The sequence below is a fragment of the Streptomyces sp. NPDC036764 genome (genome assembly GCF_055609385.1).
Genome location: NZ_JBVJPT010000010.1, coordinates 73,193 through 99,466, shown reverse-complemented (window position 1 = coordinate 99,466; position 26,274 = coordinate 73,193). Strand labels below are relative to the sequence as shown.

The window sequence follows — 26,274 nt, the reverse complement described above, 5'->3', positions numbered from 1 at the left end:
CCGTCATGGCCGCCCTGCTCATCCTGACCACCCTGACCGCATGCTCCGACGACCCCGCCCCTGTCCCCGGCAAGGCGACCGCCACCGGCGCGCGTTGGCAGCCACGGCCCGGGCTGGCCTGGCAGTGGCAACTGGACGGCAAGGTCGACCCGTCCGTCGACGTGCCCGTCTACGACATCGACGGATTCGAGAACGGTGCCGATGACGTCGCACGCCTGCACCGGGACGGCCGCAAGGTGATCTGCTACATCAACGTCGGCGCCTGGGAGAACTTCCGCCCCGACCGACGCGACTTTCCCCGCTCCGTGCTCGGCCTGACCAACGGCTGGGACGGCGAACGATGGCTGGACATCCGCCGGTTGGGGGTCCTGAGACCCATCATGGAACGACGCTTCGACATGTGCCGGGACAAGGGCTTCGACGCGGTGGAACCGGACCTGGTCGAGGGCTACGCAAACAAAACCGGCTTCCGGCTCACCGCTCACGACCAACTCCGCTACAACCGCATGATCGCGGCCATCGCGCACGAACGCGGGCTCGCCGTCGGCCTCAAGAACGACTTGGCGCAAATCCCGCAACTGATCGCCGACTTCGACTTCGCGGTCAACGAGGAGTGCGCGCAGTACGGCGAGTGCGAGCTCCTCGAACCGTTCGTCGCGGTGGGCAAGGCGGTCTTCCACGTGGAGTACGCCGAGCCCACGTCCCGTTTCTGCCGGGAGTCCCGCCAACTGCGCCTGTCGTCGATGCTGAAGAGGCTGGAGCTGGACGCCTGGCGGAGGCCGTGCTGACGCCGGCCCAGGGATGCCTGAGGCGTGCCGTTCGGACGAGAGCCCCGCACCAATACGCGGAGCGGGGCTCTGTCCGGATGCGTGATCATCCCGGCGTCAGGAGCCGCTGGGTTCCGGGTCGTTGAAGGTGATCGCCCGGGAGGGGCAGACACCGGCGGCCATCCGGGCGGCGGCGCGGCGGTCGGGGGTCGGCTCGACCTGGAGCAGGAGCACGCGGCCGTCGTCCTCGTCCTGGTCGAAGACCTCGGGGGCGGTGAGGGCGCACATCCCGGCGCCGATGCACCGCTCACGGTCGACGCTCACCTGCGCCGTCCTCATGACTCCTCCGTGTCCCAGGTCACCGGGAGGCTCTTGACCCCGTAGATGTCCGCGGTCTCCGGGCGCAGGCCGACCTCCTCGGCCGGTACCGCCAGGCGCAGTGTCGGGAACCGGTCGATGAGCGCGCGGAACGCGACCCGCATCTCGACGCGGGCGAGCTGCTGGCCCAGGCACTGGTGGATGCCGTGGCTGAAGGCCAGGTGCCCGCCCGTGTCCTGCCTGCTCAGGTCGAGGACGTGGGGGTCGGTGAAGCGCTCGGGGTCGCGGTTGGCGGTGTTGAACGACAGCACGACCGTCGTGCCGGCCTCGATGGTCTGGCCGCCCACCTCGACATCCTCGAGTGCCGTCCGCATGAACGACTTGGCGACGCTCAGATACCGCAGCAACTCCTCCACGGCCCCGTCGGTGAGCGCGGGGTCGGCGCGCAGCGCGGCCAGTTGTGCCGGGTTCTGAAGCAGCGCGAAGGTGCCGAGGGACAGCATGTTCGCCGTGGTGTCGAATCCGGCGGCCAGCAGGATCAGGCTGATCCCCTTCAGCTCCTCATCCGTCAGATCGCTGTCGGTGAGCTCGCTGAGCACGTCGTCGGTGGGGTTCGCGCGCTTGGCGGCCACGAGCTGAGCGAGGTACTCCTGGGTCGCGGTGTAGGCCGCGATCAGTTCCTCGTCGCTCACGTCCCCGCCCATGAACGTGTCGATCTGCTCCTGGAAGGAACCCCGGTCCTGGTACGGCACGCCGAGGATCTCGCAGATCACGATGGTGGGGATGGGCTTGGCGAACGCGGTCACCAGGTCCACCGGCGGCCCTGCCTTCTCCATGGCGTCCAGGCAGTCCGCGGTGATCTGCTCGATGCGCTCGGTGAGCAGGCGCATCCGCCGTACCGTGAACTTGCCGGCCAGCGGCTGGCGGTAGCGCCGGTGTTGTGGGTCGTCCATCAGGAGGAACTCGCCGGGCGGCGCCGGAGGAAGCTCGAAGTCCACGACGTTCATGAGCTCCTTGCGCGAGCTGAACCGCGGGTCGGCCAGGACGGACCGGACCAGCTCGTGGCCGGTGATCAACCAGCCGGGTTTTCCGCCTGGATGGGTGCAGCGGCTTATGGGGCCGTGCTGACGGGCTTCGAGCAGCTCTGCCGGCGGGTCGAAGGGACAACCGGACTGACGCGCCGTCGGCAGCGTCGCGACGGTGTGGACGGACTCACTCATGACCATTCCTCATCTCGCGATATGACGTGTTTGCAATGCTCGAAAGCTACGTTGCATTCACAGTCGGGTCAATCTGCAGAATGGCGTAAGTGCAGCTAGAGGGCGATAAATTGATGCAATGACGCTGCCCTTGAATGCAATGGGGCGTTGCAATGAATGGCGGCGAAAGCAATAGAGGCGGCAGCTTCAGGTAGTGGCCTTGGGGTCGATCCACAACGCCTCGGAGACGCCGCACAGTTCGCCCTCCGCCGTGGCGAGCGCCACGCCCATCGTGTGCTTGCGGCCGGACTCCGACAGCAACCACGCGTACGAGATGTGCGGTTCACCCGCGACGACCGGACGCAGGACCGTGCCCGTGAGGGATGCCGTGACCGCACCCGGACGCAGGGTCCCGAGGAAACGGCCCGCCCAGTGTCCCGGGCAGTCAAGCGCGCCCCAGACCAACCGGGTCGGGAGCAGGCCGTCCGCGTCGGCGAAGGCGCGGTCCGGAACCCAGGCCGAGGCCACCATGCCGAGATCCGGCACCGGCGTACCGTGCACCCGCAGACCTCGGTCCGCCGTACGCAGGCCACAGCCGAAGCAGTCGACCACGCCCGAAGGCGGCGCTTCTCGGAACCTCTCGGCCGCTGCCGCCGCCTCGTCCCAGGAGGGCGCGGCCGGTGTGTCGAGCAGCAGCTCGGCGGGGCGCGCGGCGGCCAGAGGCCGCTCGGCCTCGCCCAACTCCACGGCGCCGTCCGCCGTTTCGGCGATCCGCACGGGTACCTCGACCGGCACGGGCCCGCGAAAGTCCACCCGAACCGTTCCCGCGCCGGACCTCTGGGCCAGCACCCCGGCGACATAGCCGCCGAAGGCCACTGCGGGGTAGCCGATGTACAACCCGGGCACCACGATCGCGTCACTCGTCGTCATGATCCCCACCTCACCACACCCGAGGACCGCACTCACGCTGGCTGGCCGTACCCGGCGACAGGGTCAGGAGTCCGCCACCAGGAGGCGGTAGCCGACGTCGATGGAGTCGAGCGCGAGCAGATCGGCGTGGCACCGGTGCCAGCGGCCGGTCGCGAGGTCCTCGGTGAGCGCTGCCAGGCCGGGGGCGAGGGCGTCCTCCCGGGTCTGGGCGAGCATCGAGATTCCGGAACGCACCTGTGGGTCGAGATAGGCGTGGGGCCGGCGCCAGAACGCCGCGCCGAACCCGTCCGTGCAGTCGTGCGGGATGTGAACGGGCACCTGACGGGCTCCGCCGAGCAGAGCGGCAAGCCGCTCGGGCGCGATGGCGCGGGTGTCGTCGAAGGCGGCGGCCTGCGGGAGGTACTCGCGCACGAGCCAGAACCGCTCGCGGAAGACCTGCTGGTCCCAGGTCAGGACGACGATGCGGCGGCGAGCGACCCGCCGGAGCTCGGCGATGCCGGCGCCGACGTCACTCCAGTGATGGACCGTCAGCAGCGCCATGACGGTGTCGGCGGCGTTGTCGCGCAGCGGCAGACGCTCGGCGATCGCGCGCACGGCCGGCGCGGACCGGCGCGGCCGCTGGGCGAGCATGACCTGGCTGGGCTCGACGGCGAGAACGGTCTGCGGCGGTTCGTACGAGCCGGTGCCCGCGCCCACGTTGACCACGCCCGCGGGGTTCCCGAGCGCGGCATGGATCTGAGCGGCGATCCGCGGATCAGGCTGCCGTGTCCGGCCGTACGTCGTGCCGAGCGTGTCGTAGATGGCCATGGATCCGAGTATGGGCCGAAGCCGTCGATCGGGGTGGGGCCACCGAAGCCCGCACCCCGACCCGGCGGCCGGCCGGACGTGGCGGCGCCGCGACGTGAGGCGGTTCGCCGTTCAGCCGACGGGCGGCATGTCCGTCGGGCTGGAGTCGAGTCCGGGCCGTTTGCCGTCCCAGGCGCCGCGGGTGAAGTCGGGGATCTCCACCGGGCGGCCGCCGCGCGCCAGGGACGCCGCGCTCAGCGGGACCGCCGAGCACCAGGCGGCCGAGTCGTACACGTCGATGTCGGGCACCAGCCCGGCGCGCATGAGCTGGACGGTGCGCCATTGCAGGACGTAGTCCATGCCGCCGTGACCGCCGTTGTTCGCGGCGTCGTCACCGACCTTCCGCCACAGCCAGTGGTCGTACTCCTTGCGGTAGTCGGCGAAGTCGCGCCAGGTGTGGCCGGCGTGGTCCGGTTCGAGATAGACGCGCGCGCCGGTCGGGGTCGGCCCGGAGTAGTCCTCGACGATCCCGCGGCTGCCGGCGAGCGTGTTGATCCTGCTGTACGGCCGGGGTGAACTCACGTCGTGCTCGGCCCTGATGACCCTGCCCTTCTCGGTCTCGATCAGGCAGGTGACCAGGTCGCCATTGATGTACGTCTCCTTCCAGGACGGATGGTCCCGGGGGATGAAGCGCTCGCGGTAGTCGGCGAGCCCCTTCGGGGCGGTCGCGGTGGCGCGCAGGGTGACCATGCGATCGCCGCGGTTGACGTCCATGGCCGCCGCGATCGGCGCCAGCCCGTGCATCGGGTAGAGGGACGCCGTGCTGCGGGTGTGCCACAGCCGCCGCCAGGAGTCGGTGTAGTACGTGTCGGAGAAGAGGAGTTCACGCAGGTCGTGCTGGTAGCCGCCATGGCCGTTGGTGATGTCTCCGAACAGGCCGGCGTGTGCCATCCGCAGCATGGCCAGTTCGTTGCGGCCGTAGTTGCAGTTCTCGGCGAGGAGCAGGTGCTTGCGGGTGCGCTCGGAGGTGTCGACCAGGTCCCAGAGCTGGCGCAGCTCGGTCGCGACGGGGAGTTCCACGACGGCATGCCTGCCGCTGAGCAGCGCCGCTCTGCCGTGCTCGTAGTGGAACTCCCACGGCGTGGCGACGTACACCAGGTCGATGTCCTCGCGCCGGAGCATCTGCGCATAGGAGTCGGCCGATCCGCCGTATTCGGCGGGGCGGGGCTCGCCCTTGCCCACCAGCCGGTCGGCGGCGCTTCGCGCGCGGTCGGCGCGGATGTCGCAGACGGCGGTCACGGTGCAGCCGGGCACGGCCGCCCAGCTCATGACCATGCCGCCGCCGCGGTTGCCCAGGCCGATGACACCGACGCGGACGGTTCTGTGGACCTCGAACGGCACGCCGATCATCGACTTCTGCCCGGGACGCCGGCGGGGCGCCTGCCCGGTCGCGGCGTGCGCGGCCGGTGCGGCGGCGGTCATCCCGGCCGCGACCGCGCCGGTGGCGACGGCTCCGCCCAGGAGCAGTCGGCGTGAGACAGCGGGTGTTTCGGACATGACGGCAACACTCCTCGGTGAGGTGGCTTGCATCACTGCCGGTGCACTGTCGGGACTGTGGGGGCACGGGGACTGTCGGTGCACGACTCTGCGGGCTTCGACGCTTGCATGTCAATACGTGCTCGATAGACAGCAGTTCCGAGCAGTATCAAGCATCGAAGGCAAGTGTGCAGAGGGCCTGAGCACGACAGTCCCGTCCCGAACACGGCTTGGCAGCACCGATGTGCTGACGTGCGGGCATGCCCGTGCGAGGGTCAGGGCAGCACGACGATCTTGCGTCCCTGGCCGGCGGCGAACTGCTCCAGCGCCTGCGGGTACGCCGTCAGCGGCAGCCGATGGCTGATGAAGACCTGCGGATCCAGCACCCCGGTGGCGAACAGTTCCGCCGCGCGTTCGTAACTGTGCAGCACCGCCATCGAACCGGTGATCGTGATCTCCTGGTTGTAGATGCGGTACGGCGAGATGGTGGCCTTCGTCGCGTAGTCGGAGACTCCGAACTGCAAGAACGTGCCCGCCTTGGCGACCCGCTCCAGGCCGTCCTGGATGGCGGCGGCGTTCCCGGTCGCGTCGACGACCACGTCCCAGCCACCCGCCCGGCCCAACTCGTCGGCCGAGAGCGCCACTTGGGAGCAGCCCAGCTTCTCGGCCGTCACCAGTCGCTCCGGGTTCACGTCGACGACGTCCACCGAGGTGGCGCCGGTGCGCTTGGCCAGCTCCAGCATCATCAGGCCCATCGTGCCGCTGCCGTAGATCAGCACGTGGGAGCCGAGCCTGCTGTTGAGCACGTCGTAGCCGCGCACCGCGCAGGACAGCGGTTCGATCAGGGCCGCGTCCTGGACGTCCACGTGGTCGGGCAGCCGTACGCAGTTGGCGACGGGCGCGAGAGCGTACTCGGCGGCGCCACCGGCCACCGTCACACCGATCGCCTGCCACCGGTCGCACAGGTTGTTGCGGCCGACCCGGCAGTAGCGGCACTCGTGGCAGTAGAGCGAGGGATCGACGGCGACCCGGTCGCCGAGGGCGAGTTCGGTGACCTCGCTGCCGAGGCCCACGACCTCGCCGGCGAACTCGTGGCCCGGCACGACCGGCAGCGTCGGCGCGAACTCGCCCTGGAGGATGTGCAGATCGGTTCCGCACAGCCCGCAGGCCGCCACGTCGACCACGACCTCGCGCGGCCCGGGGGTGGGGTCGGGCACCGTGCTGACGGTGACCTTGCCGGGTGCTTCGATGACAGCGGCTTTCACTTGACTGCTCCTAGGGACAGCCCTCGGACCAGTTTGTCCTGGGCGGCGAAACCGGCGATGAGGACCGGCAGGGAGACCAACGTGGCGGCGGCGCACAGCCGGGCGAGGAAGAGGCCTTCGCTGGTGATGAAGCCGACCAGGAAGACGGGCGCGGTCGACGCGTTGGTCGCCGTGAGGTTGACGGCGAACATGAACTCGTTCCAGCTAAAGATGAAGCAGATCAACGAGGTCGCGGCCAGTCCGGGCATGGCGACCGGCGCGACGATCCGCAGCAGCACGGTGGGCAGGCCCGCGCCGTCGACCTCGGCGGCCTCCAGGATCTCCTTGGGCACCTCGGCGAGGAACGAGCGCATCATCCACACCGCGATCGGCAGGTTCATGGCGGTGTAGAGGATGATCAGCGTCCACACGTTGTCGAGCATCCCGGCGTCCTTGACGATCAGGTACACCGGCAGCAGGGCCGCGATGGCGGGCAGGAACTTGGTGGACAGGAAGAAGAACATCACGTCGGTCCACTTCTCGACCGGCTTGATGGACAGCGCGTAGGCCGTCGGCACCGCCAGGACGAGCACCAGGAGCGTCGAAATGACGCTGGCCATGGTCGAGTTCAGCAGGAACGGGGTGATGTCCCGGCTGAACAGCAGCTTGTACTGGTCGAACGTGACCGGTGCCAGCGGGCTGGGCGGGTTGGTGGCCGCGTCCGCCTCCTGGTGGAAGGAGGTGAGCACCATCCACGCCACCGGCGCGAAGAACGCCAGCGTGGCGAGCCAGGCGACGAACGTCCACAGCGGGGACAGCCGCGGCGTACCGCCGTGGTCCTCGCGGCGTCGAAGGGCCTTCTTGAGTCGCGCGCCGGGCGCGGCGACTGCCGCGTGAGTGGTCATCGGGAAACCTCCTCGCGGAACAGCGACGCGATGGTGCGCAGCGCGAAGGTCGCGATCACGATCGAGCCGAGTACGACGACCACGCCGGCGGCGGCCGCCTGGCCGTACTCGTACTTGCGGAACATGGTCAGGTAGATCTCGTAGGGCAGGTTGGTGGTCCGGGAGCCGGGGCCGCCCTGGGTGATGGTGTAGACCGCGTCGAAGGTCTGCACGACGTAGATCGTGCCGAGCAGGACGCCCAGCTCGATGTACTGGCGCAGATGCGGCAGCGTGATGAAGCGGAAGGTCGCCATGGCCGACGCCCCGTCGACGCGGGCCGCCTCCAGGACGTCACCGGGCTGCGCCTGAAGACCGGCCAGGAGGATGAGCATCATGAACGGCGTCCACTGCCAGACCAGCGAGAGGACGACGGCGGGCATCGGGTAGGAGGAAACCCAGTCGATCGTGGGGCCGTTGTCCGCGCCGAACAGGCGGTACACGGCGTTCAGGGTGCCGTTGAGCAGGCCGTAGTCGGGGTTGTAGATGGCGTGCTTCCACAGCAGCGCCGCGGCGACCGGCATGACCAGGAACGGCGCGATGAGCATCGTCCGGGCCAGACCGCGGCCGAGGAACCGGCGGTCGAGCAGCATCGCCAGGCCCAGGCCGAGGACCACGCTGATGAGGACGACCGAGGCGGTGAGTACGACGGTGTTGAGGACCGCCGTGCGCAGCCGCTCGTCGGTGAAGACGAACTTGAAGTTGGACAGGCCGACGAAGTGCCGCTCGCCCGGCTTGAGGACGTTCCACTGGAGCGTGGAGATGACGAGCGTGGCGACGAACGGAAGCTGTGTGACGACGATGGTGAAGACGAGCGCCGGCAGCAGCGGGATGCGGCGGCGCCACTTGCCGGCGCCCGCGGGCGTGCGCCTGCGGCTGGGTGGTGGTGCGGTCTTGGGGGGTGCGGTGAGCGTGGTCATGGAGGTTTCCTCTGCCAGTGACGGCCGGGATGGGGAAAGCGGGCCCGGCCGGCCGGGACGCCGGCCGGGCGGTGACGGTCACTGGTAGTTCTTGGCGACGTCCTCGGCGAGCTTCTGGCCGTCGTCGAGTGCCTTGTCCACGCTGGTCTTGCCGGCGATGGCGGCGGAGATCTCCTGGGTGACCTTGGTTCCGAGATCCTGGAACTCGGGGATGGCCACGTACTGGACGCCCACGGTCGGCCTCGGCTGGACACCGGGGTCGGCCGGGTCGGCCTGCTCGATGGACTTCAGGGTGATGTCACCGAACGACGCGGCGGCCTTCTGGTACTGCGGGATCTCGTATGTGCTGGCCCGCTTGCCGGCCGGGACACGCGACCAGCCGAGCTTCTCGCCGACCAGTTGCTCGTAGTCCTTGCCGGAGGCCCACAGCATGAACTTCGACGCGGCATCGGCGTTCTTCGTGGTCTTGGGCATGGCCCACGCCCAACTCCACAGCCAGCCGCTGCTCTTGGTCTCGGCCGTCGGCGCGTACGCGTAGCCGACATGCCCGGCGATCTTGCTGGAGTTCGGGTCCTCCAGCGATCCGGCCGCGCTGGTCGCGTCGTACCACATCGCGACCTTCTTCTGGCTCATGGCGTTCAGGCACTCGGTGAACCCGGCCTGTGCCGCTCCCGCCTCGCCGTGCCCCCGGACCAGGTCGACGTAGAAGTTCGCCGCCTTCTTGAACTCCGGGGAGTTGACCTGCGCCTTCCAGTCCTTGGTGAACCAGGTGCCGCCGTAGGTGTTGACCACGGTCGTCAGCGACGCGCCGAGTTCACCCCAGCCGGCCAGACCGCGCAGACAGATGCCCCGCATACCCGGCTCCGCGCCGTCCACCTTGGCGGCGATGTCGGCTATCTGCTGCCAGGTCGGACGCTCGGGCACCGTGATGCCCTTCGCCTCCATGACGTCCTTGTTGTACATGAGGAAGGAGGACTCCCCGTAGAACGGCAGGGCGTAGAGCTTGCCGTCGGAGCCCGACAGGGACGTGACCATGGGCTTGAGCAGGTCGGCCTTGTCGAAGCCGGTGTCCTTGTCGGCGTAGGAGCTGAGTTCGTGCAGCCAGCCGTTCTTCTCCCAGATGGGCACCTCGTAGGCGCCGATGGTGGCGACGTCGTACTGGCCGGCCTGGGTGGCGACGTCCTGGGTGACCTTGTCGCGCAGTTCGTTCTCGGGCAGCACGGTGAAGTTCACCTTGATGCCGGTGTCCTTCGTGAAGGTGTCCTTCGTCAGCTTCGCGATGTCCTCCATCTGCGGATTGCCGACCATCAGCACGTTGATGCTCTTGCCGCTGCCATCGGAGCTGGAGGAGCCGCCCGCCCCGCTGCACGCGACCAGCAGCGAGCCCGCGGCCGCCGCCGCGGCGGTGACTTGGATCATTCTTCGTGTGCGCATGACTGACTCCAGGAGATGTGTTTCAGGGTGTGCGGAACCAGGCCCCCGGACTGACGGGGGTGGAGTGGGTTACGGAGATGAACCGCGGCTCAGACCCGGATGACCTCGGGGCCCAGCAGTGAATAGCGGTGTGCCTCGGCGGCGCTGAGTCCGGCGTCGGTGACGATCGCCTCGAACTCCGTGACATCGGCGAAGCGGCAGAAGCTCACGGCGCCGAACTTCGTGTGGACGCCGGAGAAGACCCGGCGCCTGGCGGTCCTGAGGACCTGGGCTTTGACCTCGCTGACGGCGGGGTCGGGGGTGGTGAGTCCGTACTCGCGGGAGATGCCGTTCGCGCCGACGTACGCCAGGTCGATGACGAGGCCGGCCAGCATGCGTGTCGCCCAGTGGTCGACGGTGGCGAGGGTCCCGCCGCGCACCCGGCCACCGAGCAGGAGCACGGTGATGTTCTGGGCGGACGCCAGGTCACCCGCCGTGGCCAACGAGGAGGTGACCACGGTCAGTTGGCGGTCGCGGGGGAGGGCTGCGGCGATGAGCTGCGGGGTGTAGCCCTCGTCGACGAAGACGGTCTCGGCGTCCCCGAGCAGGCCGGCCGCGGCTGCCGCGATCCGGGACTTTTCGGGGACCTGCATGGTGGTACGGAAGGCGAGCGTCGTCTCGAAGCTGCGGCTCTCCACGGGATGGGCGCCGCCATGAGTACGGCGGACCAGCCCGTGCCCCTCCAGCAGATTCAGATCCCGCCGCACGGTCTCCTTGGAGACCCCGAGGTCGGCTGCGAGCTGTCCCACATCGACGGATCCGGAACAGCGTGCCCTTTCCAGAATTCCGCGTCTTCGTTCTTCGGCGTCCACGGCGACACCTCCGTTTCACGCGCGGCGCGATGTTCCCGCGCCGGCTGTTTCCCGGAGCCCGTCCCATTCGGCTTCGGTGGCCAAATTTCTACAAGGGTTTCACCGGTGGTCACCAGGTTCGGCGTAGAGCAGTTCGTGACCGAATGTGCCCGTATTGCAACGTGCGCAGTGCCGGAATGACGGAGGTGAGGGCTGAATGGCGGGGGAGGTCATCGCCCGTTTCTCAACCCTCACGTGCCCATTTGGTGCCTGTTTTCCCGACCGGTTTCGGACAGCCGGTCGGGATCAGCGGCAGTCGTAGGTGAACTGGGCGGCCACCGCGCTGTGGGCGGGCGAGAGAATCCGCAGCTCGGCACGCGCCGCGCGGTGGCCCTCGCCCTGGAAGGTCCACAGCAGATGAAGGCGTGCCTGCTTCTGGCCGCGGACCATCTCTTCGCGCAGCACGCCGGAGGTGGTGCCGTCGCTTCGGGTCCAGCGATACGACAGCGTGCCCGGACGGCCGTTCGTCGTGACGAGGCCGACGACGTCAGCCGTGTCGTCGCACGCCAGAACCGCCGGCTGAGCCGTGACCGCCACCGTCCTCACCTCGACGGACGGCCCGAGGCGCTGCCAGGCCAGGAACGCCAGGACACAGAGCAGCACCAGCGCGGGCAGCGCGTGTCTGCGCAGTTGTCGGCGAGGGGGCGCCGGGGGTACCGGCACGGCGGGGATCGTCCGATGAGTGCGCTCCGCGACGGCGGCGGTGACCCCTGGGCCGAAACGCAGCACGGTGCCTTCGACGCGGTCCGGCGGGGTCGACGGCCGAGCCTCGGAAGCACCCTGGTCCACGAGTGTGTCGTCCGTTTCCGGCCGCTGTATCCAGTGGCTGGCCAGCACGGTGGCGCTGTACTCGGCGTCGGTCGAGTCGGGTTCGTCGCTCTGTGCGCCACCGCGGTCGGGGCCGAGCGGCATGGTCGCGGAGGGCGCTAGGAGCCGGGTCGGCTCCTCCTCGTCCGGCGCGGGAGTGCGGTCGTGGTGGGTGGTCATCGGATGTCACACCGCCTGGTCAGAAGCTGCTGGGAGGCACCTCCGTCGGCGGAGCCCGGGTCGGTCGTGGCCTGGACCGTCCAGTAGCAGCCGGTGTTCTGGAAGGTGTGGTCGACAGGGATCGAGTACTGGGTGGCGCCGCTGCGCGTGAAGGTCTGCGGCGCCCCGTCGGAGGCGCCCGGCAGTCCCGCTAGGTTGCCCGTGAACCACGAGACGGTGATGGAGACAGGCCCGGTGCCGTCCGTGCTGACGTTGATGGTTGCGGCGGCGGTAGTCGGACCCGTTTGTACGAAGTTCGACACCGCGACGTCCTTGACGGCGGGTGCGGCAGGCGATGAGGGAGAGTCAGTCGTCGGCGGCGCGGTGGTCTCCGGGTCTGCGGCCGGCGTCGTCTCCTCCCCTTCGGCAGGGGTGGCGGTGGGTTCCGTGCCGTCGGTTGCCGTCGGCTCCGAGGAAGACTCGCTCGGTGACGACGACGGGTCGACCGAGTCGCCGGGCGTCGGGGACGTGGACGAGGAGGCCGACGGCGTCGGCGCGGTGGTCCCGGCCGGCTCCGCGCCGGGCTGGGCGCTGGTCGTGGCCAGGGCCCGTTCCGCCCGCTGAGCGGCGGTCCCCGGGGTGAACGGGACCCCGTAGGTCAGGAGAACCGCGAGGAGTACGGCGGCGCCGGAAACCAGCATTCCGGGGCGGCCGGGCAGCCACGACCGTGCTGGGGTGAGGGAGTAGCCCGGCTCCTGGCGCAGAACCGTGCGCGCGGTGTCCGTGGTGGTCCGAGGGGTGCTGCGGGCCGAAGGCAGCAGCAGGGGCAGCAGTGCCACCAGCGCGGCGAGCCTGCCTCGGCCGCGCTCCTCCCAGTCGGGCCCGTAGGCGGCGCCGGCGACGGCCTCCAGTTCCGTCACGAATTCCTCGGCCTGCGCGGGCCGCTCTGCCGGGTCCTTGGCCAGTCCGCTACGCACAAGCCCGCGCACGGCCTCGGGCGCCTCCTCGGCAGGGACCGGCGCCTCGACGTGCTGGAGCGCCAACTCGGCGAAGTTGTCGCCCGAGTACGGCTTGTGACCTGTCAGGCACTCGAAGAAGGTGGCCGTGGCCGCGTACACGTCGGCGGCAGGCGAGGCGGGCGCGCCGGTCCACTGCTCCGGGGCCATGTACGACGGGGTTCCCGCCACGCCGGCGCTGGTGCCCGAGTCCACCGCGATCCCGAAGTCGACGAGCCTGGACGACCCGTCCGGCGCGACCAGGACGTTCTCCGGCTTGTAGTCGCGGTGGACGACACCGACGCGGTGGGCGTCGGCGAGACCGAGCAGCGACCCCTTGAGGATGACGAGCGCGGCCTCAGGGCCGAGCGGGCCCTGACGGCTCAGCAGGGTCCGCAACGAGATCCCGTCCACCAGCTCCATCACGATGGCGGCGCCGTGCGGGCTCTCCACGTACTCGTACAGCCCGGTGACGTACGGGCTCTCGAGCCCGCCCAGCAGCCGCGCCTCCGCCCGGAAGTCGTGCACGAAGCCCGGCCGGGTGCGCAGTGCCTCGCTGAGGTACTTCACCGCGACCGCGACGCCGGTCTCCTCGTGGACGGCCAGGACGACCCGCCCGCTCGCTCCCGAACCGAGTTCGAGCGACTCGGTGTATCCCGGCACTTCCCATGTGCTCATTACGCCCCCCAGGCCGCTTGTCGGCGCGCCGCGGGAGCCTCACCCACTCCACAGCGACCGCGCCACGCGCTCAGAGACACATTTTCGGCCACGGCGGTTGCGGGGCCAGAAATATCGGCGAGGCGTACCCCGACCGTGACATCGGCGACCGAGCGGGCGCCCGTCAGGCTGCCGGCGCAGAGGAGGGTGCGGTCAGTGCGGGGGGAACCGCGTCACGCCCTGTGCGACGGACCGGCCGGTGCGTAGTGCGGGCGGCCGGCGGGCCGGTAGACCTGGATGGTCACGCCCTTCGAGTCGGCTCGCGATTCGACCAGGTCCAGTGCGATGTCCGGGCCATCGGCGGGGAACAGCCGCGTGCCCTGGCCGAGGACCACGGGGACGACGAGGAGGGTGATCTCGTCGACGAGGTCCTCGGCGAGCAGCGAGCGGATCAGGGCGCCGCTGCCGTGCACCTGAAGCTCACCGCCCGGCCGGGACTTCAGCTCGCGGACGGCCGCCGCGAGGTCACCGGAGAGGACGGTCGTGTTCGCCCACTGCGGGTCGGTGACCGTGGTCGACGCGAGGTACTTGGGCTTGGTGTTCAGGGCAGCGGCGATCTGGTGGTTGCCCGGATCTGCCGCCGCCGCACGAGCCCTCTCCTCCGCGCCCCAGCAGGGGGCGAAGATCTCGTACGTCCGTCGGCCGAACAGGAACGCGTCAGCGCGCTGGTAGGTCTCGTTGATGAGCGCGATGCTCTCGTCGTCGAAGACCCCCATTGCCCATCCGCCGCGATCGAATCCCTGCCTACGCTCCTCGTCCGTCGCGTGGCCGTTTCCCTGCATCACTCCGTCCACGGTGACCTGCGTCATGGTGGTGAGTTTCATCGGCTCGCCCCTTTCCCGTGCGGTCCTTGAGATATGACCGCACCGGGGAGCAGGGCTCATCGATCGGAGCAGCGTTCTTGCGTCGTGAACCGAGCTTCGTGGAAACCTGACCTGCCGTGGGTCGGGGAACGGCTCAGGTCTCCTGTTCCGCCGCCCGGCACACCGGGCAGGTCAGACGCCTGGCCGGCACTTCGTGGATCACTTCGCCGGGTTGGGCGGTACCTCGCAGGACCACCGACTCGGAACGCACGTGCTCTGGGCAGACAGCAGCTCCGCACACTCGGCAGACGGCTACTGCCTCTGTGGTGCGCCCGGCCTGGGCGCATTCATAGCAGTTCATCTACGTGCCTCTCAGCCGTGCAGCAGACACAACGAGCGTATCGCCGCAGGGCCGGACTCGCTTGTCGTGGGCGTCGGCGGCCCCCGCGGCAGGCGCCGGGCGTACCGGAATGCCGCTCTGTCGGTTCACGACCCGACGGCTCACCCCTGCGGGCGTCCTGGGCAGGACAGGGCGGCCGGGGACCGCCAGGCTGGGATGGTGCTGGGCTCTGTCGCGTCTGCCGGTCGGTGATGCGTGGCCTATCCATGCCGGTATCCCCGCTGTAAGGGAGAGGTATGAACGAGACAGACTCCGACGGGACCAGCAGCAGTCGGCGCCCGGGGCATCACGGTACGGATCTCGCCGGTATCGACCTGAGGCGTGTCGGGGCGAACCCGGACTTCTGGTACCCGGTCGCGCTGTCCCGGAAGGTGCGGCGAGGCCGGGTGATCGCGACCGCGTTCGCCGGTGAGCGCATCGCGCTGTACCGAGGGGCCGGCGGCACCGTCCACGCCCTGGAGGACAGGTGCGCCCATCGACAGGTGCCGTTGAGCATGGGCGTCGTCGAGGGCGAGACGCTTCGCTGTTGCTATCACGCGTGGGCCTATCGCGGCGACGGCCGTATCTCGCAGATCCCCTATCTGTCCAAGGGCGATGGCCGACCGCCGCGCGGCGTACGCGGCTATTCGGTCCGTGAGGCATACGGCCTGGTGTTCGTCTTCCCGGGCGACCCGGAGAAGGCCGCGGACACCCCGCTGCCCGTGTTGCCCGCGTTCGGATCACCGCAGTACAGGACGATGACCTTCTCCCGAACGGTGCGCTGCCATTACTCGTTCATGCACGAGAACTTGCTCGACATGAACCACCAGTTTCTCCACCGCGGAGTTGTCGGCAAGCTCCACCCCGATTTGCTGGGGTACGAGACTTCCGCGAACTCGGTGGAGGCCCGCTACCTCTTCACCCACACCGGTGGAAAGCGGAATCGTGGCGCGGGCCTGCTGGCCGCGGAGGGCTTCGGCGGCAGGGACTCCGCCGACGTCATGACCATCCGCACCGAATACCCGTACCAGACACTCGACCTGGTACCCGAGAACGCCCAACGCCCGGCCTTCCGACTCTGGGCCGTGTATGTGCCCGAGGACGCCGAGCAGCGCACGTGCCACGCCTACGGCCTGCTGATGATCGAGAAGCCCGGCATTCCCGGTGCGCTGCACCTGGCCTGGCCGCTCATCAGGCGCTTCACCGAGCGGGTGTTCGCCGAGGACCGCATGGCCGTCGAGGCGGAACAGCGGGCGTGGGATGAACAGGGCGAAGACCGCAACCACGAGGTCTTCCCTCTGATCCTCGACGTCCGGGACGTGCTGCGCCGCAACGGTGTCCCTCTGCGCCGCCGGGTGGCTGCGTGCGTGAGTGCCGACGGCGACGGTTCGACGCCGTCGCCCGACCGCCGTACGACAGGAGCCTGCATCCCTGACGGCCCGCAGCCCTCCGTCGAACTGCACGGCGGGTGAGCGCGGCGCACCCAGGTGTGATGCCGGGCCGCCCGATCGTCGTCCTGGCAGGATGGCGGCATGGAACGTGTGCTTGGAATCGGCGGCTACTTCATGAGGGCCGCAGACCCGGCGGCCCTGAGCGCGTGGTACCGCGACTGCCTGGGCCTGGATACCGACGAGCACGGCCTGTGGCGTCCCGAAGCCGGGCTCACGGTGTTCGCGACGTTCGAGGCCGAGACCGACTACTTCGGGTCCCGCGACCAGCGAACCATGCTCAACTTCCGCGTCCGCGACCTGGACGCGATGCTCGCGCAACTGCGCGCCAAGGGAGCGGACGTGGCCGAGGAGACGCAGGACATGGAGGGCGTCGGCCGGTTCGGCTGGGTCACCGACCCCGAGGGCAATCGGATCGAGCTGTGGCAGCCCGCGTGACCGTGGCTCCCTGAGAGCGGTCGGGCGTTCGTAGTGCTCCGTCGGCACACCGGCGAACTCCCGTGCCCTGGCAGGCCTCCAGACCGACACCCCGTGAACATGCCCAATCTGGTCCAACCAGTTGACCAGTCCGGGTGAGCATGGCCAGGGTGTGTCCATGACAGAGCAGCGCATCCGGCGAGAAGCGGTCTCCGAGCAGTTGTTCACGCTGCTCAGAGACCGCATCCTGAGCGGCGACCTCGCGCCCGGAGTCCCTCTGACCGCCGAGCGTGAACTCGCCGCCGAGTTCGGGGTGAACCGGCACGCGGTACGGGAGGCGGTGAAGCGTCTCCAGCAGGCGAGGCTGGTCGAGGTCAGCCACGGCGGGCGCACCATGGTGCTCGACTGGCGGCGCACCGCCGGTCTCGACCTCGCCCTGCAACTCGCCCACACCGAGCAACTGTCCACGTCCTACGACCTTCGCCGCGACGTCCTTGAGATGCGGGCCTCCATCGGCGCGGACTCGGCCCGACTGTGCGCCGCCCGCTGCCCGGACGAGACTGCGGCCGAGATCGTCAGGGCGGCCGCCGCGTACATCAACTGCGGCCCCGACCTCACCGATCTGGCCGCGGCAGACGTCACCTGGTGGCGGCTCATCGTCGAGGGGTCCGGGAACATCGCCTACCTCCTCGCGTTCAACAGCCTGGTCGGAGAGGGCTTCACCGCCGGCGAGGTGCCGACCGAGCTGCGGGCCACCGAACTGCTGGACGTCGCCGGACACATGAAGCTCGCCGCACTCATCGCCTCACGCGACGAAGAGGGTGCCGAGGCCGCGGCACGCGCACTGCTGGCCCGCAGCGTCCCCGCCGGCTCGCACACCCGGGAACCCGAAGGAGGCACGTCGTGATACCCGCCGTCGTCTACGCCATACCCGCCTTCGTCCTGCTGGTCACCGTGGAGGCACTGTCGTACCGCTTCCTCCCGGACGACGACGAACGCGGCTACGAGGCCCGCGACACCGTGACCAGCATGTCGATGGGCGCGGGCAGTCAGGTCATCGCGCTGCCGTGGAAGGCCGTCACGATCGTCGCCTACGCCGCGCTCTACAGCCTGGCGCCCTGGCAGCTCTCTCCCGCGTCGGTGTGGACCTGGGTGCTGCTGTTCTTCGCCGAGGACCTCGCCTACTACGTCTTCCACCGCTCGCACCACCGTGTCCGGGTCCTGTGGGCGAGCCACGTGGTCCACCACTCCAGCGTGCGGTTCAACCTTTCCACCGCTCTGCGGCAGAGCTGGACCCCGATGACCACCCTGCCGTTCTGGCTGCCGCTCGCCCTGCTCGGCATTCCGCCCTGGATGATCCTGCTCCAGCAATCGGTCAGCCTCATCTACCAGTTCTTCCTGCACACCGAGCGAGTGGACCGCCTGTGGCGGCCCATCGAGTTCGTCTTCAACACGCCCTCGCACCACCGCGTCCACCACGGTTCCAACAACGCCTACCTGGACCGCAACTACGGCGGCATCCTCATCGTCTGGGACCGGACCTTCGGCACGTTCGAAGCCGAGAGGGAGCGCGTCGTGTACGGCCTCACCAAGAACATCGAGACCTACAACCCGCTGCGCGTCGCCTTCCACGAGTACGCGGCCGCCTGGCGCGACGTACGAGGCGCCACCCGCTGGCGCGACCGCGCGGGCTACGTCTTCGGTCCGCCGGGCTGGACCCCGCACACGAACCAGAGCTGATCGAGCCGTTCCCGCAACCCCTGCCCGACTGCTCGGTCACTTACGGCCCGTCGCGGCCACCGTCACCGGACCGAGCCGGTCCTTGCCCTCGGGCCGGCGTGGACCGCCCACGGCGCTATGGCCGGGCCACGTCGTGCTCACCTCGGGGCTTTTCGGTCGGCCTCCGCTTCGGTCGCGTGCCTCCCCGCCGCGGCCGGTGTCGGGACCGGCTGTTCGATGACCTCGGGCAGGGCCTGTTCGGCCCAGATGACCTTGCCCTGCGGGGTGTAGCGGGTGCCCCACCGCTCTGCTATCTGGGACACCAGGAACAGGCCCCGGCCGCCCTCGTCCGTCGTCGCGGCATAGCGCAGATGCGGTGAGGTGCTGCTGCCGTCGGACACCTCGCAGGTCAGCGTGCGGTCGCGGATCAGCCGAACGTGGATCGGCTCGGCGCCGTACCGGATGGCGTTGGTGATGAGCTCGCTCAGGATGAGTTCCATGGTGAAGCCGAGTTCTGACAGGCCCCACGCCTCGAGCTTTTCGGAGACGGCGTCGCGCATTGCCCCGACCGCCGCCGGGTCCGGCCGTACGTCCCAGTCGGCGATCTGGTCGGGCGGCAGCTCCCGGGTGCGGGCAACGAGCAGGGCGACGTCGTCCTTGGGGCGCTCGGGGAGCAGCCGGTCCAGCACGTATCGGCAGGTCTCCTCCGGAGGCCGCTTGGGGTGTCCTGTCAGCGCGTCGCGCAGCATTTCCATCCCCACGTCCAGGTCGCGCCTGCGGTCCTCGATGAGGCCGTCGGTGTACAGGACGAGCTGGGTTCCCTCCTCAAGGCACAGCTCCGCGGTCTGGAACGGCATGCCGCCGACGCCGAGGGGCGGACCGGCCGGCACGTCCGGGAAGGTGGCGGTTCCGTCGGGCCGGACCAGTGCGGGCGCCAGATGCCCCGCACGTGCCATGACGTAGCGGCGCGTCACGGGGTCGTAGATCCCGTACAGGCAGGTGGCCCCTACGACGCCCGAGGCGCTCGCCGCCGCCTCGTTCTGGTCGATGCGGCCGACCAGGTCGTCCAGGTGGCTCAGCAGCTCGTCGGGCGGCAGATCGAGGGCGGAGAAGTTGTGCACCGCGGTGCGCAGCCGTCCCATCGTGGCGGCGGCGTGCAGGCCGTGGCCGACCACATCGCCGACCGCCAGGGCCACCCGGCTCCCCGGCAGGGGGATCACGTCGAACCAGTCACCGCCCACACCCGACTGGGCCGGGAGATAGCGGTAGGCGATGTCGAGGGCGTTCTGCTCGGGCATGGCCTGCGGCAGCAGGCTGCGCTGGAGGGTGACCGCCATGGCGTGCTCACGGGTGTAGCGGCGGGCGTTGTCGATGCTTATCGCCGCACGGGCCACCAGTTCCTCCGCCAGTGACAGGTCCTCGTCGTCGAAGCGCTCATGATGTTGCGCGCGCCAGAAGTTGGCCATGCCCAGCACGACGCCACGGGCCTGGATGGGGGCGGTGATGAGGGAATGGATACCGTAGTCGATGATCGCCTGGGCGCGCTCCGGGTCCTGCACACGCCAGCTCGTGGCGGTCGGCAGATCGCTCACCAACTGGGAGCGGCCGCTGCCGTAACCGCGCGCCTGGGGAGTGGCGGGAAGGTAGGCGAAAAGCCGGCCCTGCTCGGAGAGCGGATGGTCGTCCCGGATGCCGCACACGGCCGCGCGTCGCATGTCCGCCGCCGCGGGGGCCGGTTCCTCGCCGTGCAGGACGGCGTCGGCCAGGTCGACGGTGACGAAGTCCGCGAAACGCGGAATGGGGACGCGCGCCAGTTCGTCAGCGGTGCGCAGCACGTCCAGGGTGGTGCCGATCCGCAGTCCGGCGTCGTACAGCAGCCTGAGCCGCTCCCGGGCGACCTCCGCCCTGCCGGTCACCGCCTGGAGCTCGGTGGAGTCGCGCAGCGTCACCACCGTTCCCTTGGGGCCGCCATCACGATCCGTGGGCCGCTGGTTGACCGCGAGCAGCCGCTCTCCGGCGAGGTACACCTCGTCGGTGGCCTCGCGCCCGGAGGCGAGCAGCGCCTTGGTCTCGGGATCGAGGCCGGCCAGCTCCGGCACGAGGCGTCCCTCGACGTCCGGAGGCAGCTCCAGCAGGCGTCTGGCCTCGTCGTTCGCCAGCATCAGCCGCCCGTCCGGGCCAACGATCAGTACGCCTTCCCGTACGGAGTGGAGCACCGTGTCGTGGTGCTCGTACATGAGGGTCATCTCGTCCGGGGCCAGGCTGTGTGTCTGCCGTCGCAGCCGCCTGCCGACCAGCGCCGTCACACCGGTGGACAACACGAGGGCCGCGGCCCCGGCGCCCAGGATGATCGGCAGTTGCCGGTCCACCTGACTCTCGACGTTCTTGACCTTCATCCCGGCCGAGACGAGGGCCACCACCTCGCCGTCGGCGTTCTTGATCGGGACCGTGGCCTGCACCTCGCGGCCGAGCGGGCCGTTGACGTTCTCCACGTAGACCTTGCCCGCCAGTGACGGCCCGATCTCGCCCACGAACCGCTTTCCGATCCGGTCAGGCAAGGGGTGCGTGTACCGGATGCCCTCGGTGTTCATGACCACGATGAAGTCGACGTCGGCCGCCCGGCGTGCCGCTTCGGTCAGCGGCTGGAGGATCTTGCTCGGGTCCGGGGTCTGCAATGCCTCCAGGACGCCCGGTGAGTGCGCGAAGGTCTGCGCCACGGCCGTGGAGCGATGCCTGGCCTCGGCGCTCGTGTCCCGTTCCGATTGCAGGACGAGGGCGATGACGGCGCAGGCCACGAGCAGCACCACCAGAGCCACCTGGAATATCAGCACCTGCCCGGCCACACTACGGGTGCTCTTGCCGACAAGCCGCTTGACCGATAGGTGCCGAAAACGGGCGAATCGATTCGCCATGCGACCTTTCTAGCATCGGTGATCCCAAGTGGCCAGAGCCCGCCCGCCGGATCCTCGCCTGCCAGACCTTGGATGTCCGTACCGCCACACTTGGCCGGCCTCGGTTCCCGAGGGTATGCCCGGTCCGCCGTGCGGGCTCCCGTGAGGCGCATGATTTTCTCCGCGCCCAATGTCGGCTTAGCCCGATATCATTCCATTTGTGATCATGTCTGCACGGCTCGGGCGCCGTCGCCCCGCCTATAGCGGCCGATGGGAAGCCGCCCGGCTGTCACCCGTGATCCTGGCCGTCCTCATCGCCGGCCTGGCGTTCTCCACTCCCAGGGAGATCGCCGTCAGCCGCCTTCTGCCCGCCGCACCGGCCCTGGCCGCCGCGATGTGGCCCGTGCTCCCCACGATCCTGTTGGGGGCGTTCTGCCTGCTGATCATGATCGTTCTCAGCTTCTTCTACACCGACCTGGGGACGCAGTACACGGCGGCCGCGATCATCGCCGTCACCCTGGCGGCCGCATACGGCAGCCATGTCCGACTCCAGCGGGAGGAGATCCTCTTCCACGTCCGGCTCGTCGCCGACGCGGCCCAGAAGGTGCTGCTACGGCCGCTGCCGCGCCGCATCGACGACGTCGAGATCGAGTCGCTGTATCTGGCGGCCCAGGAGCAGGCCCGGATCGGCGGCGACTTCTATGAGGCGATCGGCACACCGCACGGGATCCGGCTGCTCATAGGCGACGTGCGGGGCAAGGGCCTGTCCGCCGTGGGGGCGGCCTCGGCGGTGATCAGTTGCTTCAGGGAGGCCGCGTACGACGAGCCCGACCTGAGAGCCATCATCCATCGCCTGGAGACCACCATCACCCGCCACAGTGCCGCGTTTCCCGTTCCGGACCAGCCCGAGCACTTCGCCACCGCCCTCCTCGCCGAGATCCCGCACGGCGGCGGCCGCGTACGCTTTCTCAACTGCGGGCATCCCCCGCCACTGATCGCACATGGCGGGAAGGTCCGGGTCCTGGAGCCGACCATCGCATCCCCGCCCCTCAACCTCGCGGCGCTGATCGGTGACCGCTACTGGGTCGACGTCGTCGCCTTCGCCCCGGGCGACCGGCTGCTGCTCTATACGGACGGCGTATCGGAGGCCCGGGACCACGCCGGCCGGTTCTTCCCGCTGGCGGACTGGATGCGGCAGCAGGACCTGGAGCAGCCTCGCGACCTGCTCGACCGGCTGCACCGGGATCTGCTCCACCACAGCGGCGGAAGGCTCGACGACGACATCGCGGCGCTCGCGCTGAGGTGCTCCACTGCGCAGGAGCCGGGGGTCATCGGCATGGAGGGCTGAGAGCGCGCGTCACGACCACTTCCCGGATGCCCTGCGTCACGGTCGGCGGGCCGATAGGGTCCAGAGGTGCGTTGATCTCCCGGGCGGCCGCCTTGTGCGGTCGCAGACGGTGCGGGGTGCTTCCCGGAACAGGGGCCGCCCTCGACAGTCGTGCCCGTCACCACTCCACCGGAGATCCGCACAGTGACCGCTCAGCCTCGCCGCTCGCCTCGACGCCGCCGACAGCGTCCGCTTTCTGCTGGAACTGCTCTTCGCTCTCGATCGCGGTCCCCGCCCCTACAACAAGTACCTGGAGTGGGAACTCGCCCGACATCCGCTTCCGGGCTGGGACACCGACGAACTGCTACGTGCCGTGGACCGAATCTCGGCAACCGGCCTGGATTGACGAATTGGCGAGTCGGCGCTAAGGATCCCGGTGTGCTGGCTGAGTCGCTTATTGCAGGTGAATCTGATGGCGACGAGCATGACCAGTACGCCCCCTCCCCGAGTGCGGGCCGCCGTGCAAGTCGAGCAGCAGGTCCAGACTGCGCACCCGCCATCTTTCGACGAGGCCCAGCCGCGTGAGAGCGTGCTCGCACGAGTGGTTCCGGGAGCGGTGCAGGAACGCCCGCCCGAGCAGCCGACCCGCCGCAGGAAGGCACTCCCCGGTGCGAGATGCTGTCCCGATGAGTTCACGCACTTCCCCGATCAGCCAGTCGATCACGATACGGAGGGCAGTCGCGCGGGATGCCAAACGGCTCACGCGGCTCGTGCGTGGCTCAGGCGCCTACGAGGGTAAGTACGCAGCCGCAGTGGCGGGCTACCGGGTCGGTCCTGATTACATCGAAGCCCACCGCGCCTTCGTAGCCGTGGGCGCCGACGAGCATGGAGGCCGGGTCCTCGGGTTCTACTCGCTTGTCCTCGCTCCACCGGAGCTCGACCTGCTGTTCGTCGCCGACGAAGCGCAAGGACGGGGTATTGGACGGCTGCTTGTCGCGCACATGCAGTCCGAGGCCCGTGCCGCCGGGCTCGACCGTGTCAAGGTCGTGTCGCATCTTCCCGCCGAGGACTTCTACCACCGAGTTGGTGCGGTGCGGACCGGGACCGCGTTTGCGAACCCGCCCGCCGTGCCGTGGGACCGTCCCGAATTCGAGTTTCGCATTCCTCCGGAATGACGCGGTGCCGGTCGCGGGCACCGGCTTCGCCTGCATGGTGGCCGGCATGCAGGAGCCGCTGGACGCCGCGCGCTCCGTGTATGCCGTCGCCTCTGCCTGGCGGGGTGATCGCCTGCGCCAGCGGCCTCGCCCGGCGACTCCCTCACCTCAGGCACTCCCAGGGCCATCGAAGTCGCGTACACCACGGCTCGCTCCACACACGATCGAGGTCGGCCGCGTAAATACGTAGTTCACACAACCCTGATCTGCGAGACGAAGTGGCCACGGTCCACCGTCGGCGCTGTAGGGGGATGCCTTGCCAGTGCAGCCATCCGCGCAAGTGGAAGTAGTCACAGCCCTTGCCCCGTGGAACTTGGCCAGCCGGGGTCGGTGCGGCCCGCGGTGAAGCGGATCGGCGGGAGGCTCCGGACAGGGGAATCAGAGCCTGACTGTCGTGGGTGTTGGCCAGGCCCGACTCGGCGTTCGGGGCGTCGTAGGCGTCGACGATGGCGATGGTCCTGCCGCAGCCGCAGCCGCAGCCGCAGCCGCAGCCGCAGCCGCTGGCGGAGGCGGCGGAGGTCAGGCCGTAGGCCGGCTGCAGGTCGCTGGGGCCGTAGCCGGTGGGGGAGTCCGCGGCGGAGTTCGGACGGACGTCTGGGGTGCGATGCCCTTCTTCGTCGCCTGCTCTTCCTGGAAGGCGGTGGTGCCGCTGGTGACGCGCAGGGCGTTGCAGGATGCGTAGCCCTTCTTCGGGGTGCCGGCGCACTGCAGCATCTCCAGGCGGAACCCCCGGCCCGCCCAGCGCTACGGCGTGGGAGGCCGCTGCGGGGAGCGGAGTACGAGCAGGGTGATCTCGCTCGGGGCGAAGACGCGGAAGGGCGGGCCCCAGAAGCCGGTGCCACGGCTGGTGTAGAGGAGGGTGCGGGTGCCGTGGCGGCTGAGGCCGGCGAGGGCGGGCTGGTCGATGCGGACCAGGTGGTGGAAGGGCCAGATCTGGCCGCCGTGGGTGTGGCCGGAGAGCTGGAGGTCGACGCCGCCGGCTGCCGCCCGGTCGACGAACTTGGGCTGGTGGGCCAGGAGCAGGACGGGGTGGTCGGGGTCGGCGCCGTGCAGGGCTCCAACGAGGTGGGCGCGGTGGCCGGCGAGGCCGGAGGACTCGGCCGTGACGTCATCCACGCCGGCGACCACGAGGGTGTCGCCGCCGCGTTCGAGCAGCAGGTGGCGGTTGCGCAGCGGCTCCCAGCCCAACTCGTCCATGAGGTCGACCCAGCCCTGGGCCTCGCTGTAGTACTCGTGGTTGCCGGTGACGTAGACCCGGGCCCGGGTGGCCTGCACGGTGCCGAGTGGGGCGGCTTGGGCGCGGCGGCGTTCGGCCGTGCCGTCCGCGATGTCTCCGGTGTGGCAGACCAGGTCGGCCTTCAGCGTGTTGACCGTCTCGCAGACCCGCGCCGACCAGCGGGCGCGGTCGAGCGGGCCGTAGTGCGTGTCGGTGATGAGGACGACGCGCGTGCCGTCCAACCCGGCCCCCAGGCGCGGAAGTTGCACGTCCAGGCGGCGCACCCGTGGTACCCGGCGGGCCTCGGCGTACCCCCAGGCGAGCAGCACGGCGGCTGCGCCGAGAACCGCCCAGGTGACGATCCGGGCCCGCTCCTGGCCGTCGCCGACGCCGGTCACGGTCAGGGCGAGCCGCAGCAGGACGCCGAGCACGACGGACCAGGTGAACAGGACCCAGATGGTGCCCAGCAGGGTGTCCCCGATGATCGCCGCCCAATCCTGCTGCCGTCGGCCGTGGCCGCGCACCATCGCGAGCGGCATGCCGATCAGGCCGAGGGCGAACAGGGCGGTTCCGGCCAGCGTGACTGGGAGCGGCCAGTGCTGGCCGGCGTGCAGCAGCAGCCAGCAGGGCACGCTCCACAGCAGGACGGGGGCGATCAGGGGGAGGTACCGCATCAGGCGGCGCAGCCGGGTCCGCTGGGTCTCGTGCGCTGCACTGTCGGCGGGTCGGGTTTCGCTGGTGTCGGTCACGCTTCCCCTCCTTGAGCAACCAGGCTGCCGTCGCGCGCACTGTATCCGGCCGTCCCGGGCCGGTCGGACGGGGTGCTCATGGTGGGCAGCCCCATGTGGCGAGGTGGCCTGCGAGTTCGCCCCCGGCTCACGTGGTTGGTGGCTCTGCTCCTGACCGGGGCCGCGGCGGCTTCGAACGGTGAGGCGTAGAAGCTCCGGAAGCAGTGGAGAGTACAGCCCATCATCGTGGGCCGGGTGAGATCCACATGCCGGTGCCTGTAATGCTCAGTATTTCTGGGTGGGGATGCTGTGACGGGCGGGAGGATGGGCGGGTGCTGTCCCGGGTCCGGGGTCTGACTCATGACACGCCTGACCGAAGTGTCCTGGTCTCACAATGTCGGCCGTTGGCCGGGGATGGTGCGTTGTCGGTGCCGGGCGGCGGGGCGTGTCCCGATAGGGGCCTGCCGATCAGTTGTGGCGTCCTCACGA

Annotated in this window: 23 protein-coding genes and 1 pseudogene; 8 read left to right on the top strand and 16 right to left on the bottom strand. The window is 69.6% G+C overall.

Features of this window, described 5'->3' with window-relative positions:
* Positions 1-5 precede the first annotated feature (5 nt).
* Positions 6-788 carry an endo alpha-1,4 polygalactosaminidase gene (locus tag ACZ69Q_RS30570; protein ID WP_471048253.1) on the top strand — a complete coding sequence of 261 codons (783 nt, stop codon included), beginning with the start codon at positions 6-8 and terminating at the stop codon, positions 786-788.
* 96 nt (positions 789-884) lie between these two features.
* On the opposite strand, the gene ACZ69Q_RS30565 is transcribed toward ACZ69Q_RS30570, so the two are convergent.
* From ACZ69Q_RS30565 to ACZ69Q_RS30500, 14 genes are all read right to left on the bottom strand, one after another.
* Positions 885-1,106 (bottom strand): ferredoxin, encoded by a 222-nt coding sequence (locus ACZ69Q_RS30565; protein WP_471047795.1) that lies wholly within the window; start codon positions 1,104-1,106, stop codon positions 885-887.
* Positions 1,103-2,305: a cytochrome P450 gene (locus ACZ69Q_RS30560; protein ID WP_471047792.1), complete on the bottom strand. Its 1,203-nt coding sequence runs from the start codon at positions 2,303-2,305 to the stop codon at positions 1,103-1,105. The genes ACZ69Q_RS30565 and ACZ69Q_RS30560 overlap by 4 nt, the downstream gene beginning before the upstream one ends.
* 186 nt (positions 2,306-2,491) lie before the next feature.
* On the bottom strand, positions 2,492-3,214 hold the full coding sequence (locus ACZ69Q_RS30555) for a hypothetical protein (protein WP_471047789.1): 723 nt from the start codon (positions 3,212-3,214) through the stop codon (positions 2,492-2,494).
* Between the two features lie 63 nt (positions 3,215-3,277).
* Positions 3,278-4,021: a class I SAM-dependent methyltransferase gene (locus tag ACZ69Q_RS30550; protein WP_471047786.1), complete on the bottom strand. Its 744-nt coding sequence runs from the start codon at positions 4,019-4,021 to the stop codon at positions 3,278-3,280.
* A gap of 111 nt (positions 4,022-4,132) precedes the next feature.
* Positions 4,133-5,557: a Gfo/Idh/MocA family protein gene (locus ACZ69Q_RS30545; RefSeq protein WP_471047783.1), complete on the bottom strand. Its 1,425-nt coding sequence runs from the start codon at positions 5,555-5,557 to the stop codon at positions 4,133-4,135.
* Between the two features lie 254 nt (positions 5,558-5,811).
* The gene (locus tag ACZ69Q_RS30540; RefSeq protein ID WP_471047780.1) at positions 5,812-6,801 is read right to left on the bottom strand and encodes a zinc-dependent alcohol dehydrogenase family protein; all 990 of its coding nucleotides are present in this window, start codon (positions 6,799-6,801) and stop codon (positions 5,812-5,814) included.
* Positions 6,798-7,685, bottom strand: coding sequence for a carbohydrate ABC transporter permease (locus tag ACZ69Q_RS30535; protein WP_471047777.1), 888 nt, complete (start codon positions 7,683-7,685; stop codon positions 6,798-6,800). The genes ACZ69Q_RS30540 and ACZ69Q_RS30535 overlap by 4 nt, the downstream gene beginning before the upstream one ends.
* Entirely contained in the window at positions 7,682-8,641 is a 960-nt protein-coding gene (locus ACZ69Q_RS30530; protein ID WP_471047774.1) for a carbohydrate ABC transporter permease, read from the bottom strand. The genes ACZ69Q_RS30535 and ACZ69Q_RS30530 overlap by 4 nt, the downstream gene beginning before the upstream one ends.
* Positions 8,642-8,719: 78 nt before the next feature.
* Positions 8,720-10,075, bottom strand: a complete 1,356-nt coding sequence (locus ACZ69Q_RS30525) for an ABC transporter substrate-binding protein (RefSeq protein WP_471047772.1) — start codon at positions 10,073-10,075, stop codon at positions 8,720-8,722.
* Positions 10,076-10,164: 89 nt separating this feature from the next.
* Positions 10,165-10,926, bottom strand: coding sequence for a DeoR/GlpR family DNA-binding transcription regulator (locus ACZ69Q_RS30520; protein WP_471047770.1), 762 nt, complete (start codon positions 10,924-10,926; stop codon positions 10,165-10,167).
* Between the two features lie 285 nt (positions 10,927-11,211).
* Positions 11,212-11,952 (bottom strand): hypothetical protein, encoded by a 741-nt coding sequence (locus ACZ69Q_RS30515; protein WP_471047767.1) that lies wholly within the window; start codon positions 11,950-11,952, stop codon positions 11,212-11,214.
* The gene (locus ACZ69Q_RS30510; protein WP_471047765.1) at positions 11,949-13,604 is read right to left on the bottom strand and encodes a serine/threonine-protein kinase; all 1,656 of its coding nucleotides are present in this window, start codon (positions 13,602-13,604) and stop codon (positions 11,949-11,951) included. The genes ACZ69Q_RS30515 and ACZ69Q_RS30510 overlap by 4 nt, the downstream gene beginning before the upstream one ends.
* 212 nt (positions 13,605-13,816) lie before the next feature.
* The gene (locus tag ACZ69Q_RS30505) at positions 13,817-14,467 is read right to left on the bottom strand and encodes a dihydrofolate reductase family protein (RefSeq protein ID WP_471047762.1); all 651 of its coding nucleotides are present in this window, start codon (positions 14,465-14,467) and stop codon (positions 13,817-13,819) included.
* Positions 14,468-14,600: 133 nt separating this feature from the next.
* Positions 14,601-14,807, bottom strand: a complete 207-nt coding sequence (locus tag ACZ69Q_RS30500) for a DUF2180 family protein (protein ID WP_471047759.1) — start codon at positions 14,805-14,807, stop codon at positions 14,601-14,603.
* 275 nt (positions 14,808-15,082) lie between these two features.
* On the opposite strand from ACZ69Q_RS30500, the gene ACZ69Q_RS30495 reads away from it, so the two are divergent.
* From ACZ69Q_RS30495 to ACZ69Q_RS30480, 4 genes are all read left to right on the top strand, one after another.
* Positions 15,083-16,297: a Rieske 2Fe-2S domain-containing protein gene (locus tag ACZ69Q_RS30495; protein ID WP_471047757.1), complete on the top strand. Its 1,215-nt coding sequence runs from the start codon at positions 15,083-15,085 to the stop codon at positions 16,295-16,297.
* Positions 16,298-16,357: 60 nt separating this feature from the next.
* Positions 16,358-16,711, top strand: coding sequence for a VOC family protein (locus ACZ69Q_RS30490; RefSeq protein ID WP_471047755.1), 354 nt, complete (start codon positions 16,358-16,360; stop codon positions 16,709-16,711).
* A 157-nt stretch (positions 16,712-16,868) separates the two neighbouring features.
* Entirely contained in the window at positions 16,869-17,597 is a 729-nt protein-coding gene (locus ACZ69Q_RS30485) for a FadR/GntR family transcriptional regulator (protein ID WP_471047752.1), read from the top strand.
* The gene (locus ACZ69Q_RS30480; protein ID WP_471047750.1) at positions 17,594-18,430 is read left to right on the top strand and encodes a sterol desaturase family protein; all 837 of its coding nucleotides are present in this window, start codon (positions 17,594-17,596) and stop codon (positions 18,428-18,430) included. The genes ACZ69Q_RS30485 and ACZ69Q_RS30480 overlap by 4 nt, the downstream gene beginning before the upstream one ends.
* Before the next feature lie 137 nt (positions 18,431-18,567).
* Here ACZ69Q_RS30480 and ACZ69Q_RS30475 read toward each other — a convergent pair whose 3' ends face one another.
* The gene (locus tag ACZ69Q_RS30475) at positions 18,568-21,321 is read right to left on the bottom strand and encodes a SpoIIE family protein phosphatase (RefSeq protein WP_471047747.1); all 2,754 of its coding nucleotides are present in this window, start codon (positions 21,319-21,321) and stop codon (positions 18,568-18,570) included.
* A gap of 205 nt (positions 21,322-21,526) precedes the next feature.
* On the opposite strand from ACZ69Q_RS30475, the gene ACZ69Q_RS30470 reads away from it, so the two are divergent.
* The 3 genes and pseudogenes from ACZ69Q_RS30470 (at position 21,527) to ACZ69Q_RS30460 (ending at position 23,802) form a co-directional block, all read left to right on the top strand.
* Positions 21,527-22,648 carry a PP2C family protein-serine/threonine phosphatase gene (locus tag ACZ69Q_RS30470; RefSeq protein WP_471047744.1) on the top strand — a complete coding sequence of 374 codons (1,122 nt, stop codon included), beginning with the start codon at positions 21,527-21,529 and terminating at the stop codon, positions 22,646-22,648.
* A 193-nt stretch (positions 22,649-22,841) separates the two neighbouring features.
* A pseudogene (locus ACZ69Q_RS30465) lies at positions 22,842-23,024 on the top strand (hypothetical protein); the annotation flags it as partial.
* 289 nt (positions 23,025-23,313) lie between these two features.
* Complete coding sequence (locus ACZ69Q_RS30460) at positions 23,314-23,802, top strand: GNAT family N-acetyltransferase (RefSeq protein ID WP_471047741.1); 489 nt, start codon at positions 23,314-23,316, stop codon at positions 23,800-23,802.
* Between the two features lie 783 nt (positions 23,803-24,585).
* Here ACZ69Q_RS30460 and ACZ69Q_RS30455 read toward each other — a convergent pair.
* Complete coding sequence (locus tag ACZ69Q_RS30455) at positions 24,586-25,806, bottom strand: metallophosphoesterase (RefSeq protein ID WP_471047739.1); 1,221 nt, start codon at positions 25,804-25,806, stop codon at positions 24,586-24,588.
* Positions 25,807-26,274: the final 468 nt, after the last annotated feature.

Excerpts from the sequence above, each read along its gene's own strand:
- ACZ69Q_RS30570 (WP_471048253.1), top strand. The coding sequence starts at position 6 with ATGGCCGCCCTGCTCATCCTGACCACCCTGACCGCATGCTCCGACGAC.
- ACZ69Q_RS30565 (WP_471047795.1), bottom strand. The coding sequence starts at position 1,106 with ATGAGGACGGCGCAGGTGAGCGTCGACCGTGAGCGGTGCATCGGCGCC.
- ACZ69Q_RS30560 (WP_471047792.1), bottom strand. The coding sequence starts at position 2,305 with ATGAGTGAGTCCGTCCACACCGTCGCGACGCTGCCGACGGCGCGTCAG.
- ACZ69Q_RS30555 (WP_471047789.1), bottom strand. The coding sequence starts at position 3,214 with ATGACGACGAGTGACGCGATCGTGGTGCCCGGGTTGTACATCGGCTAC.
- ACZ69Q_RS30550 (WP_471047786.1), bottom strand. The coding sequence starts at position 4,021 with ATGGCCATCTACGACACGCTCGGCACGACGTACGGCCGGACACGGCAG.
- ACZ69Q_RS30545 (WP_471047783.1), bottom strand. The coding sequence starts at position 5,557 with ATGTCCGAAACACCCGCTGTCTCACGCCGACTGCTCCTGGGCGGAGCC.
- ACZ69Q_RS30535 (WP_471047777.1), bottom strand. The coding sequence starts at position 7,685 with ATGACCACTCACGCGGCAGTCGCCGCGCCCGGCGCGCGACTCAAGAAG.
- ACZ69Q_RS30530 (WP_471047774.1), bottom strand. The coding sequence starts at position 8,641 with ATGACCACGCTCACCGCACCCCCCAAGACCGCACCACCACCCAGCCGC.
- ACZ69Q_RS30525 (WP_471047772.1), bottom strand. The coding sequence starts at position 10,075 with ATGCGCACACGAAGAATGATCCAAGTCACCGCCGCGGCGGCGGCCGCG.
- ACZ69Q_RS30515 (WP_471047767.1), bottom strand. The coding sequence starts at position 11,952 with ATGACCACCCACCACGACCGCACTCCCGCGCCGGACGAGGAGGAGCCG.
- ACZ69Q_RS30510 (WP_471047765.1), bottom strand. The coding sequence starts at position 13,604 with ATGAGCACATGGGAAGTGCCGGGATACACCGAGTCGCTCGAACTCGGT.
- ACZ69Q_RS30505 (WP_471047762.1), bottom strand. The coding sequence starts at position 14,467 with ATGAAACTCACCACCATGACGCAGGTCACCGTGGACGGAGTGATGCAG.
- ACZ69Q_RS30500 (WP_471047759.1), bottom strand. The coding sequence starts at position 14,807 with ATGAACTGCTATGAATGCGCCCAGGCCGGGCGCACCACAGAGGCAGTA.
- ACZ69Q_RS30495 (WP_471047757.1), top strand. The coding sequence starts at position 15,083 with ATGAACGAGACAGACTCCGACGGGACCAGCAGCAGTCGGCGCCCGGGG.
- ACZ69Q_RS30490 (WP_471047755.1), top strand. The coding sequence starts at position 16,358 with ATGGAACGTGTGCTTGGAATCGGCGGCTACTTCATGAGGGCCGCAGAC.
- ACZ69Q_RS30485 (WP_471047752.1), top strand. The coding sequence starts at position 16,869 with ATGACAGAGCAGCGCATCCGGCGAGAAGCGGTCTCCGAGCAGTTGTTC.
- ACZ69Q_RS30475 (WP_471047747.1), bottom strand. The coding sequence starts at position 21,321 with ATGGCGAATCGATTCGCCCGTTTTCGGCACCTATCGGTCAAGCGGCTT.
- ACZ69Q_RS30470 (WP_471047744.1), top strand. The coding sequence starts at position 21,527 with ATGTCTGCACGGCTCGGGCGCCGTCGCCCCGCCTATAGCGGCCGATGG.
- ACZ69Q_RS30460 (WP_471047741.1), top strand. The coding sequence starts at position 23,314 with ATGAGTTCACGCACTTCCCCGATCAGCCAGTCGATCACGATACGGAGG.